The 14096-nt window shown below is 45.2% G+C and carries 13 protein-coding genes; 10 read left to right on the top strand and 3 right to left on the bottom strand.

Annotated elements, in window-relative coordinates:
- Positions 1-93 precede the first annotated feature (93 nt).
- The 6 genes from OJ16_RS13575 (at position 94) to recR (ending at position 6195) form a co-directional block, all read left to right on the top strand.
- Entirely contained in the window at positions 94-1188 is a 1095-nt protein-coding gene (locus OJ16_RS13575; RefSeq protein WP_040991749.1) for a response regulator, read from the top strand.
- Between the two features lie 626 nt (positions 1189-1814).
- Positions 1815-2207 (top strand): YbaN family protein, encoded by a 393-nt coding sequence (locus OJ16_RS13565; RefSeq protein WP_040991745.1) that lies wholly within the window; start codon positions 1815-1817, stop codon positions 2205-2207.
- Positions 2208-2353: 146 nt separating this feature from the next.
- On the top strand, positions 2354-2899 hold the full coding sequence (gene apt / locus OJ16_RS13560; protein ID WP_040991743.1) for an adenine phosphoribosyltransferase: 546 nt from the start codon (positions 2354-2356) through the stop codon (positions 2897-2899).
- A gap of 12 nt (positions 2900-2911) precedes the next feature.
- Entirely contained in the window at positions 2912-5101 is a 2190-nt protein-coding gene (dnaX, locus tag OJ16_RS13555; RefSeq protein WP_040991741.1) for a DNA polymerase III subunit gamma/tau, read from the top strand.
- A gap of 142 nt (positions 5102-5243) precedes the next feature.
- Entirely contained in the window at positions 5244-5573 is a 330-nt protein-coding gene (locus tag OJ16_RS13550; RefSeq protein WP_040991739.1) for a YbaB/EbfC family nucleoid-associated protein, read from the top strand.
- 16 nt (positions 5574-5589) lie between these two features.
- Entirely contained in the window at positions 5590-6195 is a 606-nt protein-coding gene (gene recR / locus OJ16_RS13545) for a recombination mediator RecR (protein WP_040991737.1), read from the top strand.
- Positions 6196-6350: 155 nt separating this feature from the next.
- Here recR and aqpZ read toward each other — a convergent pair whose 3' ends face one another.
- Positions 6351-7043, bottom strand: coding sequence for an aquaporin Z (gene aqpZ, locus OJ16_RS13540; protein ID WP_040991735.1), 693 nt, complete (start codon positions 7041-7043; stop codon positions 6351-6353).
- A gap of 184 nt (positions 7044-7227) precedes the next feature.
- Positions 7228-7926: a GntR family transcriptional regulator gene (locus OJ16_RS13535; RefSeq protein ID WP_040991733.1), complete on the bottom strand. Its 699-nt coding sequence runs from the start codon at positions 7924-7926 to the stop codon at positions 7228-7230.
- 411 nt (positions 7927-8337) lie between these two features.
- Between OJ16_RS13535 and OJ16_RS13530 the strand changes: the two genes are divergently transcribed.
- From OJ16_RS13530 to OJ16_RS13515, 4 genes are all read left to right on the top strand, one after another.
- Positions 8338-9978 (top strand): alpha-glucoside-specific PTS transporter subunit IIBC, encoded by a 1641-nt coding sequence (locus OJ16_RS13530; protein WP_040991730.1) that lies wholly within the window; start codon positions 8338-8340, stop codon positions 9976-9978.
- A gap of 114 nt (positions 9979-10092) precedes the next feature.
- On the top strand, positions 10093-11430 hold the full coding sequence (locus tag OJ16_RS13525; RefSeq protein WP_040991728.1) for a 6-phospho-alpha-glucosidase: 1338 nt from the start codon (positions 10093-10095) through the stop codon (positions 11428-11430).
- A gap of 55 nt (positions 11431-11485) precedes the next feature.
- A complete protein-coding gene (locus OJ16_RS13520; RefSeq protein ID WP_173425030.1) occupies positions 11486-11773 on the top strand; it encodes a SemiSWEET transporter in 288 nt (95 codons plus the stop codon).
- A 189-nt stretch (positions 11774-11962) separates the two neighbouring features.
- Positions 11963-12361 (top strand): hypothetical protein, encoded by a 399-nt coding sequence (locus OJ16_RS13515; protein WP_040991724.1) that lies wholly within the window; start codon positions 11963-11965, stop codon positions 12359-12361.
- 93 nt (positions 12362-12454) lie between these two features.
- Here the strand turns inward: OJ16_RS13515 and OJ16_RS13510 are convergent, their stop codons facing one another.
- A complete protein-coding gene (locus tag OJ16_RS13510) occupies positions 12455-14032 on the bottom strand; it encodes a PTS transporter subunit EIIC (RefSeq protein WP_040991722.1) in 1578 nt (525 codons plus the stop codon).
- Positions 14033-14096 lie beyond the last annotated feature (64 nt).

Here is a 14096-nt window from a genome sequence, read left to right as displayed (position 1 = left end):
TCGCGACTATTTTTGTAAGAGTTACCTATTTTACTTATAAATATAATAATAAGTCATATTTCTTAATTTTAAGAACTTGTGTGAGGCATTTCCATGCATAAAGTATCAGAGGCTAAGGTTTTACCATCAGGTCATGCCCTAGCGAAGAAAAAACGGGTGATGCTGGTGGATGATGACCCAATTTTTCGTCGTATCACCGCATCGATTTTAGTGGCACAAGGATATGAAGTGCTCGAAGCGGAAGATGGACTGGCTGGCCTAAAGCATTTACGTGAGTTTGAGCCTGATCTCGTTTTGTGTGACCTCGCGATGCCTGTGCTAAACGGTATCGAGTTTGTTGAAGAGGTCAGTTTAGAATACCCATCATTGCCTGTTATTGTTGTGTCTGCAACCGAAGAAATGTCAGACGTTGCGAGAGCCCTACGTTTCGGTATCAAAGATTTTTTACCGAAACCGATCAGTGACCCAACCAACTTAACCGACGCCATTGAAAATACATTAGAAGATTCAGACAGCCATATTGGCGATAATCGTGATTTTGCAAGTCAATGGTTTCGCGTGGACAGCGGTGATATGCCGGATGAACAAGAGTTGCATTGGCATCTTGATTATCTTGAGAATAACCCAAGTTCGGCGAAAGATTTGTTGCATGCTCTATTGCCTGAAAAAGAGACCGCGCAAGGCGACTGGAAATGCAGTTACCGACTTTTACAATCAACCGATGTTATGCCGCTGGTGTTTGACTACGCGTGGTTAATGAAAGGGCAGTTTATCTTTTATCTTGTCGATTCTGATAACGTGTATGGGCATGGCGCGGCAACCACATTATTGGTGAGAGCGCTTTTCCATGATTACTTGCGCAATTTAAAGTCGTTCAACGCAAACCTTAAAGATCTCGCTGAACTTCTTGAAAAAGGGATCAACTGTGCAGACTGTGCGACGCCGATACGCGCATTGTTTGGTGTGGCGGATGTCGCGGAAGGGACCATCAGTTTACTGCCCGCCGGCATTGAATCACGCTATCGTAGTGGGGAGTTGGTGAAACACATTCCGGCAGGCGTTCGCTTGGGCGAGAAATGCATGAAAAATTTCACCACGACCGATCTCTATATCGACCAACATTGCGTGGTTAGCTTAAACCGATTAGGTGCCAGCAGTTTTGCTTTAGATTTGTCGAAAAAATCCTAGTCCAAATCACCAACGTCATCGCCAATCAAAAGGCGAAAGGTGCAGGTTGGCCATTTAGCTTTCGGTGATGTTCGTTTACCCGCTCAATACGATAAGTCGGCTCTCGATGGGATCCATACCATATGGATCCCCGTTCTATTTCAGTGGCGAGTCTTTGGCTATTGCTTTTAAATCTCATGACATCGCTTGTTCAATATCGCTCATTAATAGACTTTTTAGCGGTGTTCGTCGGTTGACGACCTGCATGCCTTGTTACCGCCAGAAACATGTTTTTATAACGTCATTTCGCCTCATAACCTTCTGTTATTCCGTCTTAATTCGTTCGCTAACCTCACTTTATAAGTAGTAACCACACTGTTAGTCGGTGTTTAGGTTAATGCGTGTACGCTATAATTATTAACAAGTGTTGATCATGCAAGTAACAATTGTGCGATTGGTTAACGTTGTTCCCTATTGACGGTAAAGAGAGTGAGTAATGGCAGACAAAAATTTTAAAGAACCTTATAATATTTTCTACTTTCTTGGATTTATCGCTGTGTTATTAATTCCAACGCTTCCGGCTACGCTAACGTGGATTCGTGTCTTTAATGGCTATGCGGGTTTCTAGTTAAATTTGGAGTAAAGCCATCATTATTCGTCGTTTTTTCTTAAACCTGATTGGTGGCTTAAGTCTGTGTCTAGGTATATTAGGCATCTTCCTTCCTATTCTTCCAACCACCCCTTTCGTTCTGCTATCGAGCGCCTGCTTTATGCGTAGTAGCCCTCGCTTCCATCGTTGGTTGAGTGAGCATGCAACATTTGGCCCTATCATTACTAATTGGCACCAATATCGAGCCGTTTCGCAAAAAGTAAAATGGCGTGGTGCGTTGGTGATGATCGCGAGTTTTTCATTTTCCATCTATGTCGTCCCGCACGATTGGTTAAAGATTATGCTGCTAGTCATGCTGTTGGGTTTGCTTAGTTGGTTTATTCGCTTACCAGTGATCGAGCACCTTGCTGACCAAGAAGAAAATCACTAAGATTGGCAGGAAGTGTGCCCACCTTTTTTTGTGGGTGTTTTCTTGCCCCTCGATGTTGTGTTTCGATAAAGGGGTGACACAATCCATTCTTGCCCGCCGTAAGCTAAAATGATTACGATGGCGTAGCCAATCTTAAGTATAGAGTTATGACGACTGAAACTATTTCAATGATCAAAGCGAGCATCAAAAGCATCGCTGATTACCCAAAACCAGGCATTCTATTTCGCGATGTAACTAGCCTTTTAGAAGACGCGCAAGCATACCAAGCCACTATTCAGCTTCTTGTCGATAAATACAAAGACATGGGCTTCACCAAAGTGGTGGGCACAGAAGCTCGTGGCTTCCTATTTGGTGCGCCACTGGCACTAGAGCTTGGTCTTGGTTTTGTACCGGTTCGTAAGCCAGGCAAATTGCCGCGTGCAACCGTGGCACAAACTTACGATCTTGAGTACGGTACCGATACACTTGAAATTCACGTGGATGCAATCAAAGCCGGTGACAAAGTGTTGGTTGTCGACGATCTACTGGCAACTGGCGGCACCATTGAAGCAACCACTAAGCTAATCCGTCAACTTGGCGGTGAAGTTGAGCACGCAGCCTTTGTGATTAACCTACCTGAAATCGGTGGTGATAAGCGCCTTGAAAAATTGGGCTTAAATATTTACAGCATCTGCGAGTTTGACGGTCACTAATCGGAACGGTTCATGAGTTATCTTGCCTTAGCGCGAAAATGGCGACCAACTAAGTTTCACGAAGTGGTTGGTCAAGCCCACGTATTAACTGCTTTAGAAAATGCTTTAGCACAAAACCGTCTGCATCATGCCTACCTGTTTAGTGGTACGCGCGGTGTCGGTAAAACGACTATCGGTCGTTTGTTTGCTAAGGGTCTAAACTGTGAAACCGGCATTACCGCCACCCCTTGCGGTGAGTGCGATACTTGCCGAGAAATCGATGAAGGTCGTTTTGTAGATTTACTTGAAATCGATGCGGCTTCGCGTACCAAGGTCGAAGATACCCGTGATCTGCTCGATAACGTGCAGTACAAACCGGCACGTGGTCGATTCAAAGTCTACTTAATCGATGAAGTTCACATGCTCTCGCGTCACAGCTTTAATGCGTTGTTAAAAACGCTAGAAGAGCCACCCGAGTATGTGAAATTCATCTTAGCCACCACTGATCCACAAAAACTGCCCGTGACCATATTGTCGCGTTGTTTGCAGTTCCATCTTAAACCGATCAGTGTGGATGATATCCATCAACAGCTAGAGCACGTTCTTAACCAAGAAAAATTGGACTTTGAACAACGTGCGTTGGGGCTTATTTCTCATGCTGCAGACGGCAGTATGCGTGATGCGCTGAGCCTAACTGACCAAGCGATTGCGCTGGGTAATGGTCAGGTTCAGGAGGAATTAGTTCGCCACATGCTGGGTACGCTGGATACTGACCAAGCTTTGCATCTACTTGAGGCGATCAGTTCTAAACAGCCGCAACAAGCGATGGATTGCTTAAGTCATATGGCGCAAAATGGCGTGGAGTGGGATGGTTTATTAAATCAACTTGCCGCACAGTTGCATCGTATTGCCTTGTGTCAGGCATTGCCATCGACATTAGATAAAACGCAGCCTGATGCGGAAAAGGTCACGTTACTTGCGCAGGCGCTTTCTCCGCAAGATGTGCAACTTTACTACCAAATTGCGTTAAAAGGTCGCCAAGATCTGCCATTTTCGCCTTCCGAGCGAATTGGATTAGAAATGGTGGTACTGCGCATGATGGCGTTTCGTCCTGCCACCTCAACAGCGAATGTGATTTCCACTGAGATCAGCCAAGCACCCGTTGTGACACCAGTGACGTCAGCTTCGCCAGTACAAGTACAAGCACAAGCACCTTCGGCTGCACCAACAGCGATACAAACGTCTGCGCCAATCGTACCAAATACGCCGCCTACACCAATGCCACCGCAGTACAATACGCCGCCTACACCAATGCCACCGCAGTACAATGCGCCGCCAAGTGCGGGTGATGTGATGTCACAATCGATGCCGATGGCGCCTGAGTATGACATGGCACCACCGGAAGCGTATTATGATAATTATGACAGCGCTCCCGCGAATGTCGCGCCGCAAGCGCCGATGCCGGAAGCTGCGCCTAGCGCTCAAGAAGCGCCTGCTGCTCGTCCTTCATTGGGCGGTTTGCGTCATCAATTACGTTCACAGCGTTCGGGTTCAACCCCGACGGGTGGTGATGTAAAAAAGGTTAATGCGACATCTGCTACTAAAAAAGAGTCGGTTCTTGATCGTGTTGCACAAAAGCACACGGGAACTGCGCAGGTGTCGCCGCTCGCGAATGGTTTACCTCCTGTTCCTGTCATAGAAACAGAGAAAGATGATGCGTATCGGTGGAAGCCGATATTGCCTCAGCAGCCAACGCAAGAGAAAAAAGAGCTAACACCAAGCCAGATCAAGCAAGCCTTAGAGCATGAGAAAACACCAGAAATGGTGCAAAAACTCGCGCAGCAGTCGATTGAGCAAGACCCGTGGTCAGCGTTAATCGCGAAATTGACCACGGCAAAATTGACCGAACAATTAGCGCTTAATTCGCACTATAGAAAAGAAGGCTCAACGCTGTCTCTGACGCTTCGTCCGGAACAAGCACACCTAATGTCAGAGCGTTCACAATCCGAGTTGCTTGAAGCGCTCAATGCTGCGTTAGGTGAAGAGTGCCATTTGAGTGTCGAAATAGGTACGCAGGGGCAAACGCCTTTGGAGCTGCGAGAATCGTTCTATCAAGGCAAATTACAACAAGCCTTTGACAGTTTAGAGGCCGATCCTCATGTACAATTTATTGAGACTCGTTTTGCCGCTGAGCTTGATAAAGATAGCGTAAGACCGGTTTAGAATAGGCCACATCATCGAAAAGACCTTGTAATAGATTGGGGTTGAAATTATTGCTTTTAACCCCATCTATTATGAAAACGATAAGCTAATACTGTATCTTCATCATAACGAGATATAGATAAACATAATCAGAGAGATAACTATGTTTGGTAAAGGCGGAATGGGCAACCTAATGAAGCAAGCCCAGCAAATGCAAGATCGCATGCAAAAGCTTCAAGAAGAAATCGCAATTATGGAAGTGACCGGTGAATCTGGCGCTGGCCTAGTTAAAGTGACGATCACAGGCAGCCATAGCGTGCGTCGTGTTGATATCGACGAAAGCTTAATGCAAGACGATAAAGAGATGCTTGAAGATCTTATCGCAGCTGCATTCAATGATGCTGCTCGCCGTGTAGAAGAAACACAAAAAGAAAAAATGGCGCAAGTGACTGGCGGTATGCAATTACCACCAGGCATGAAAATGCCATTCTAATCAAAAAGGTTAGATAATGCGCACCAGTCATATGCTGGAGCAATTGATGGAGGCCTTACGTTGTCTGCCTGGGGTTGGCCCCAAGTCGGCTCAACGTATGGCCTTTCATTTGTTACAGCGCGATAGAAAAGGCGGCTTGCAGCTTGCTGATTCACTGAGTCATGCAATGACCGAAATTGGCCATTGCAACGAATGCCGAACCTTTACTGAAGAAGATACTTGCCATATTTGCACCAATCCTAAACGCCAGGAAAACGGACAAATGTGTGTGGTGGAAAGCCCTGGCGATATCGCAGCGGTTGAAGCAACTGGGCAATTTTCAGGGCGCTATTTTGTTCTGATGGGGCATCTGTCGCCATTAGATGGCATCGGCCCAAGTGATATAGGTTTAGATGTGTTGGACTACCGTCTACGTCGAGGGGATGTGAGTGAGGTTATTCTTGCAACCAATCCGACCGTCGAAGGAGAGGCCACGGCACACTATATTGCTGAGCTCTGCCGAGAGCATCAAGTGGAAGCGAGTCGCATCGCACACGGAGTTCCTGTTGGTGGAGAGCTTGAGTTAGTTGATGGCACGACGCTATCTCACTCATTGCTGGGTCGCCACAAAATACTCTATTGAGTGTGAGCCATTGCTTACATTTCGTTAAGTCGTCGCTTCGAGAAGTCACTGCTTAGCGGCGAATAAATGAGAAACCGCAATGTCATTTGCTTTTATCATTGAATGGATAAGAGCCGAAGACATTGCGGTTTTTTTTGCTTAATCTACCGAGCTCGTTACTGCTCTTTTCCCGCCATAACGTTGTAAATTATCGCTCCAAGAATCGCACCTACGATCGGAGCAACCCAAAATAGCCACAACTGACTGACAGCCCAATCTCCGACGTAAACCGCCACACCAGTACTTCGCGCAGGGTTAACCGACGTGTTGGTCACTGGAATAGAAATCAAATGAATCAATGTCAAACAAAGGCCGATAGCAAGAGGCGCAAAGCCTTGTGGAGCTCGAGAGTCAGTGGAACCCATGATGACAATCAAAAACATCATGGTCATGACAATTTCGCACACGAGTGCGGCAATAAGTGAATATTGACCGGGTGAATGTTCAGCATACCCGTTGGTGGCAAATCCGGAAGCGCCCACATCAAAGCCCGCTTGGCCACTTGCAATAAGATACAACACACCACCGGCGGCAATTGCCCCAATCACTTGCGCAATGATATAGGGTAAAACCTCTCGTGCTTCAAAACGCCCGCCAACCCACAAACCAATAGTGATCGCTGGATTGAGATGACATCCTGAAATGTGTCCAATGGCGTAAGCCATAGTGATAACGGTTAAACCGAACGCTAAAGCCACACCTAAAAAACCAATCCCCAATTCAGGGACGCCAGCGGCGAGTACGGCAGCACCACAGCCACCTAACACTAACCAAAATGTGCCGAAACCTTCAGCAAGTAATTTATTCATGTGGACTATTTCCTCCGTGACAGTACCCGCTGAACATAGCTAATAATGAAGGACTTTGCGTAATTTTGGCGGAAGAAAGGTGGAATTTATGGTTATTTTGGAGGAAAGAGGCGAAAAGCGGCGAGATAGGCTAGGGAGCTGCACAAGACATCGCGGCAAGACTCCCTACCAAGAGGCGTTACATTTAACGTTTTAAATAGTGCTTGTAGGTGATGGTTTCCGGTTTAGAAACGATTTTAGTGTATTCGAATATCCGCCCATCCGCGAGCTTACCAATAGAGAGGATTTGAATGAGAGGCTGCTTCGCACTCACACCGAGAATGTCACACATGTGTTTGTCGGGAATGATCGCTTCAAAATCTTGAAATGCGCCATCAATGACAAACCCCAGCTCTTTCTCTAGGTAGTGGTACTTTGAGCCTTCCATCGACATCACATTCATCTTTGGATACAGCGACATTGGCATGTAAGAGTCTTCGTAAACGGAGGCAGCGCCATTGATGAGTTTAAAGCGTCGAATAAAGTAGACCTTTTCACCTGGTGTGATTTCAAGAATTTCTGCCAGCTCATCGTCAGCATCCATCAAGGTAAATTCGCAAATTTTGTATTCGATCTTTGCGCCTGTATCGATCAGGTATTCGCTGGTGCTTTTTAGGTTCAACATGGAACCGATCATCGTTTTTCCAATCACGGTTGAGCCAGCGCCTTGGCGTTTTTCGACTAAACCTAGCTTGACGAGTTCTTCAATCGCTTTACGAATGGTAATACGACTAACTGCGTAGTACGCCATCAATTCCTTTTCGGTTGATAACGTATCTCCGATAGCAAATTCTTCTGAGTCAATGCGGCTTTTAAGCTCTAGCATGACTTTCTTATACAACATAATTAACCTCTCTGAGCACATACACCTTACTCTAAGGTGCGTTCAACATTGAGTGCGCCCACTGATACAAGTCATTTCACTGAATTATTCATGGCAACAAACTATCCGCAGCCATCCGCTTATTTCAAGCAAGTCCAAAAATAGGACGACGATAGAGCAAAATTATCATTCAAAATAGAACAAATCAATGACCTTTTTTTGATGTAAGTCGAATTCATATTTCATTATGCGAATAAAGGTACTCGATATGTCCTTTTTGGTGACCAAAATCGCATAATACGTACTTAATTTGTACTCGATCACGATCTGCATATTATCTATTTGTCCTATCCGTTTTTCGGGAGTAACTTAAATCCTGTCGAAAGACGGAACACTCTGGAACATATTAATAACAAATTTAAGGACCCTGCCATGTTGAGTGCGATACAACGATTAGGCGGAGCAATGTTTACCCCAGTTTTGCTGTTTCCATTTGTAGGGATACTAGTGGGCTTAACCATTGTTCTTAAAAACCCGATATTTGTTGGCGATTTGGCTGATAAAAACGGATTGTATTATCAAGTGTTACAAGTCATTGAAGAAGGTGGCTGGACCATCTTCCGCAACATGGCGCTTTTGTTCGCGGTTGGCTTACCAATCGGTTTAGCGAAAACCGCTCATGCACGAGCTGTGATGGTGGTGATGGTTTCTTACTTAACCTTTAACTACTTTGTTGGTGCGATGGGAGGCTTCTGGGGGGAGTTCTTCAATGTGGATTTTTCTCAACCAATCGGCGGAACGTCGGGTTTAACTGAAATTGCAGGTATTAAGACCATTGATACCGGTATTTTCGGCGCGATCATTATTTCAGGCTTAGTGACCTGGATTCATAACAGCACGTTTGAGAAGCAACTTCCTTCTTATTTAGGCATTTTCCAAGGTGCTTCATACGTTGCGATGATCTCTTTCTTTGCCATGCTGCCAGCAGCTTGGATAACGCTCTATGTATGGCCATCGATTCAACACGGCATCTTAGGGTTACAAACATTTTTTGTTGAATCGGGTGCATTCGGTGTGTGGTTGTTCACTTTCCTCGAGCGCATTCTGATCCCGACCGGTCTGCATCACTTTATTTATACCCCGTTCCAATTTGGCAACGTAGTAACGCCTAACGGCATTACCGTGGATTGGTTTACTAACTTAGAAGCGTTTACGCAATCAAGCCAAAGCATGAAAGAGCTGTTCCCAGCGGGTGGTTTCTCTTTACACGGCAACTCAAAAGTCTTTGGTTGTATTGGTATTGCGCTAGCGATGTACCACACGGCGAAACCTGAAAACCGTAAAAAAGTGGCAGCCTTACTGATTCCGGCCACATTTACAGCGGTATTGGTGGGCATTACTGAGCCGCTTGAATTTACCTTCTTATTTATTGCGCCATGGTTATTTGCGATTCATGCGGTACTGGCTGGCACGATGGCAATGGTGATGTATCACTTTGGCGTTGTCGGCAATATGGGCGGCGGTTTGATTGAGTTTGTCACCGGTAACTGGATTCCTCTATTAGGTAACCACACCAGCATGGTCGTGACGCAAATTTCAATTGGCCTTTGTTTTACCGCCATTTACTACGTCACTTTCAAGTATCTCATCGTTAAATTTAACGTGCCAATTGCTGGCCGTGGCGATGCAGAAATGAAGTTGCACAGCAAAGACGACTTTAATAAGAAGCACGGTATTACCGGTAAAGGCCAACAAGGTGTGAACCCATTGCAAATTCAAGCGATTGAAACACTTGAAGGGCTAGGTGGTGTGGCCAACCTTGAAGACTTGAGCAACTGTGCAACCCGCCTTCGTGTGACGGTGGTAGACCCAGACAAAGTTCAATCAGCGGAATACTTTATGAGTACTGGTGCGGTGAACTTAGTGAAAAACGGCAAAGCAGTTCAAGTGATCATTGGCCTGAGCGTTCCGCAACTCCGAGAAGAATGTGAAAAGATCGTCAGTGCTTACAAAGAAGAACAAAAGGAACAAAAAGAACAAGAGGAAGCGCTAACACTCAGTGCAGCAAATTAAAGAGACAACGCTTTAGGCGTTATGGCTTAACAAAAATTTAGACATAGACACCCAATTTAAAACACTAATTTATTCGGGCGGACATAACCCCGCCCAACTTAAACGAGGCTTATTATGAAAACAGATTTCTCAGTAGTTATTGCAGGCGGCGGTTCAACTTTTACTCCTGGTATCGTAATGATGCTGCTTGAAAACCAAGACCGTTTCCCTATCCGTAAATTGAAATTTTATGACAACTTTGCGTCTCGCCAAGAAACGGTTGCTGAAGCGTGTAAGATTCTACTGAAAGAACGTGCACCACACATTGAATTCTCATACACCACCGATCCAGAAGAGGCATTTACAGACGTTGATTTCTGTATGGCTCATATTCGTGCTGGTCTATATGCGATGCGTGAGCAAGATGAAAAAATCCCTCTACGTCATGGCTGTGTTGGCCAAGAAACATGTGGTGCGGGCGGTATGGCTTACGGTTTGCGTTCAATTCCAGCGGTTATCGAAATGATCGACTACATGGAAAAATACTCACCAAATGCTTGGATGCTGAACTACTCAAACCCAGCAGCAATCGTCGCTGAAGCGTGTCGTGTGATGCGCCCTAATTCAAAAGTGCTGAACATCTGTGATATGCCGATTGGTATTGAAACTCGTATCGCTGAAATCTTGGGCTACGAAGACCGTAAGCAGTTCGACATCATGTACTACGGCTTGAACCACTTCGGCTGGTGGAAAGAGTTTAAAGATGCGAAAACAGGTGAAGATCTGATGCCACGCATCAAAGCGTACATCAAAGATCACGGTTACTTACCGCCAAGTGTATTGAACGGTGCTCAGCATACGGACGAATCTTGGAAAGAAACCTTTATCAAAGTACGTGATGTGTATGCATTGGACCCAGAAACGATTCCAAACACATACCTAAAATACTACATGTACCCAGACTATGTGGTTGAGCATTCAAATAAAGAGTTCACTCGTGCGAATGAAGTCATGGAAGGTCGTGAGGCTGAGGTGTTTACAGAGTGTCATCGTATTATTGCTAACGGTACAGCAAGCGATACGACGATTGAAGTGGAAGAGCACGCGTCGTACATTGTTGACTTAGCGACGGCGATTGCCTTCAATACCAAAGAGCGCATGCTGCTTATCGTGCCAAACAATGGTGCAATCAGTAACTTTGACCCAACGGCGATGGTAGAAATTCCATGTATCGTGGACAACACGGGCGCGAAACCATTACAAATTGGTGAAATCCCTGAGTTCCAAAAAGGTATGATGAGCCAACAAGTGTCGGTTGAGAAATTGGTGGTTAAAGCACACGTTGAACAATCTAAGCAGCGTCTATGGCAAGCACTGACGCTATCGGCAACCATTCCAAGTGCAAGCGTTGCAAAAGATATCCTAGAAGACTTACTTGAAGCGAACAAAGATTTCTGGGTAGAAATGAAATAGTTTAATCGCTGATCAATGCCCTGCTTATGCGGGGCATTTTTATAGGTATAATATAATGATTGATGTCACTATTCTTGGCTATATCGCCGCTTTTTGTACCACTTGCTCCTTTGTTCCTCAAGTTCTGCATATTCTAAAAACGGGCGATACCGCTTCGATTTCACTGGCGATGTACAGCTGTTTTGTACTGGGCGTATTTCTGTGGTTAATCTATGGTATTGCGATGCAGGATTGGCCAATTATTATCGCCAATGCCATAACCTTAATGCTGGCGAGCGCGATTCTATTGTTAAAAATTCGCGATGTTTTCAGAGCGCGGAAGACACCTCAATTAAGCGTCTAGTTAACGTGCTTATGCCCCTCACTTGAAACCAGATTGCGATCTGGTTTTTTTATGGGCGCAATCGGAAGTCATGTTAATGCTGCAAAGTGGTCGCTTTAATGCTTTGGGGTCGCAGTGCTTTTCTGTAGCGTCATTGAGTTAAGCCATCTATATTCGTTTATATAAGGTTGCTCAATATGGGATAGCAAGATGAACAATAAAATGATGAAACTGGGCTTTGTCTTAGCGGCGGCAATGAATATTGGTGGCGTGTTGATCTTTTCTCGTGGTTTTACCAATAGCGTAATTCATCAATTTGACCCGGTTGTGATGTCTAACTTCGGTTTGTTGATGATTATGGTATGGGGGCTTGCGTATTTGGGCGCGGCAACGATTGAAGGCAACATAACATGGTTGGCCGGGGCATTTGTTATTGAGAAGTTGGTGTATGTTGTGGCTTGGTTACTGTGGATTAGCCATAACGATTTATCTTCCGTATACCAGCATGATGTTTTTGCGGGGGCTTTTTATACCATCTATGGCCTGAATGATTTTGTCTTTATGTTGTTCTTTATTTGGGTGTTTATTTCTCAACGTAAGCGTCATTAGCCGTCATCGCTTATGCTTTAAACGCGATTGAAAAATAACAATGAAAAAGGGAAGCATGGCTTCCCTTTTTTAGTTTGAATAGCGGGTGTCTAATTAGGCCATAACGTGTAACTGGTGGTTCACTTCTTGTCGAACAGAAGCGACATGACTACCAAAAATGATTTGGATATTGGTGCCTTTTAATACCACGCCCATTGGATTGGATTCGCGAATGATGGCTTCGTTGACTAGCTCCGGTTGTCGCACTTCAACGCGAAGACGCGTGTAGCAGTTTTGTACATCAACAATGTTGTCCTTACCACCTAAGCCCTCAATAATCGCCGCTGAATTGTATTGCCCAGCAGCAGAATCGATCGTTTGATTTTGTTGTTTGGCTTGGTAATCCGCTTTGTTATGGAGCTTCATTTCTGACTCACCACGACCCAATGTTTTGAGGTTTAGCTTAGTGATCAGCATACGGAACACGGCGTAGTAAACCACTAATTGAATCACGCCGATGAACAGATAAGATGGCCAATCGGTTTTTTCAGTCCCTAGCGGCACGTTGTAGACAATAAAATCAATCAAGCCCCCTTTGCCCACGGCAACAATATCGAATATCGCTAACAGAGACATAAAAACACCGGTCAAAATCGCGTGCACAACAAACAAAATTGGCGCGACGAATAAGAATGAAAACTCGATCGGCTCAGTGACCCCCACTAAGATGGATGATGCAATGGCAGGGAAGACAATCGCCTTCACTTTGAGTCGCTTATCGGCATCGGCACAGTGGTACATTGCTAGACCTGCACCGGTCAGACCAAAAATTTTCACCAAACTACGCGAATCAAAAATAATTGAGCTCGAGAGGCGAGTGGTATCAGGATCGCCAATTTCAGCCAGGAAAATATTTTCTACACCACAGTAGCTCTGACCTGCAATCATTTGGCATCCGCCAAGATCAGTAAAGTGCATCGGCACCCAAAGTAAGTGGTGTAAGCCCGTTGGGATCAAGATACGTTCAAGAAAACCATATACGCCGATGCCCATTGATCCAGCGCTACGGATGTCTTCGCCAAATTGAAATATAACCTGTTGGACAGGGGGCCAAATATGGGTAAACAGCAGGCCAATGCCGATACTGATTGGCAATATGATGATCAAAACAAGACGTGATTCGCCATAGAGAGACAGCGCGCCATTGAGTACTTTTTGGCTGTATTTATTATGGAAGTACGCATTGATAACGCCAATAAGCATACCGACGAAGACGCCCGTATCGACGACTTGTAAGCCCATAATAGTGGCTTGTCCTGTTCCCCCTAAATCCCCGTCGATCAGTAACCCATTGAACTTCATATAAGTGTTCATGGTGTAGAGATAAACGAAATAGAGAATCATGGCATTGAAGGCTGCGAGGTGCTTATCTTTTTTCGCGAGTCCCATCGAAATGCCAACCGCAAAGATAATATGCAGATTGATTAATACACTGAGCGTTGACCAAACCAGCACTTCGCCCATGCCCTTAAAGAAAGGGGCGTCGAGGAATGGCAGTAGTTCGACAATGCCGGGATTGGTCACGGCAGCCCCGATCGCAATAACAAAGCCAACAAGCGGCAGTACGTAGATTGGAGCCAGCATTGCCCGAGATAAATCACTGAGGTAAGTGGTGATTGCTTCCTTTTTCATGTTTATTGTCTCGATTCATTATTTGTTTTTATGTTCAAGTGATCGAGTCAAAGAGCCGTCACTT

The sequence above is a fragment of the Vibrio renipiscarius genome (assembly GCF_000827885.1).
Lineage (GTDB): Bacteria > Pseudomonadota > Gammaproteobacteria > Enterobacterales > Vibrionaceae > Vibrio > Vibrio renipiscarius.
The sequence above is the reverse complement of the archived record's forward strand: the minus strand, read 5'-3'. Positions and strand labels throughout refer to the sequence as shown.

What these genes read in the sequence shown, in the direction of transcription:
- OJ16_RS13525 (WP_040991728.1), top strand. Translation starts at nt 10,093, where the DNA reads ATGAAAACAGATTTCTCAGTAGTTATTGCAGGCGGCGGTTCAACTTTT.
- OJ16_RS13510 (WP_040991722.1), bottom strand. Translation starts at nt 14,032, where the DNA reads ATGAAAAAGGAAGCAATCACCACTTACCTCAGTGATTTATCTCGGGCA.
- aqpZ (WP_040991735.1), bottom strand. Translation starts at nt 7,043, where the DNA reads ATGAATAAATTACTTGCTGAAGGTTTCGGCACATTTTGGTTAGTGTTA.
- OJ16_RS13535 (WP_040991733.1), bottom strand. Translation starts at nt 7,926, where the DNA reads ATGTTGTATAAGAAAGTCATGCTAGAGCTTAAAAGCCGCATTGACTCA.
- OJ16_RS13520 (WP_173425030.1), top strand. Translation starts at nt 11,486, where the DNA reads ATGATTGATGTCACTATTCTTGGCTATATCGCCGCTTTTTGTACCACT.
- OJ16_RS13575 (WP_040991749.1), top strand. Translation starts at nt 94, where the DNA reads ATGCATAAAGTATCAGAGGCTAAGGTTTTACCATCAGGTCATGCCCTA.
- OJ16_RS13550 (WP_040991739.1), top strand. Translation starts at nt 5,244, where the DNA reads ATGTTTGGTAAAGGCGGAATGGGCAACCTAATGAAGCAAGCCCAGCAA.
- recR (WP_040991737.1), top strand. Translation starts at nt 5,590, where the DNA reads ATGCGCACCAGTCATATGCTGGAGCAATTGATGGAGGCCTTACGTTGT.
- apt (WP_040991743.1), top strand. Translation starts at nt 2,354, where the DNA reads ATGACGACTGAAACTATTTCAATGATCAAAGCGAGCATCAAAAGCATC.
- OJ16_RS13530 (WP_040991730.1), top strand. Translation starts at nt 8,338, where the DNA reads ATGTTGAGTGCGATACAACGATTAGGCGGAGCAATGTTTACCCCAGTT.
- dnaX (WP_040991741.1), top strand. Translation starts at nt 2,912, where the DNA reads ATGAGTTATCTTGCCTTAGCGCGAAAATGGCGACCAACTAAGTTTCAC.
- OJ16_RS13515 (WP_040991724.1), top strand. Translation starts at nt 11,963, where the DNA reads ATGAACAATAAAATGATGAAACTGGGCTTTGTCTTAGCGGCGGCAATG.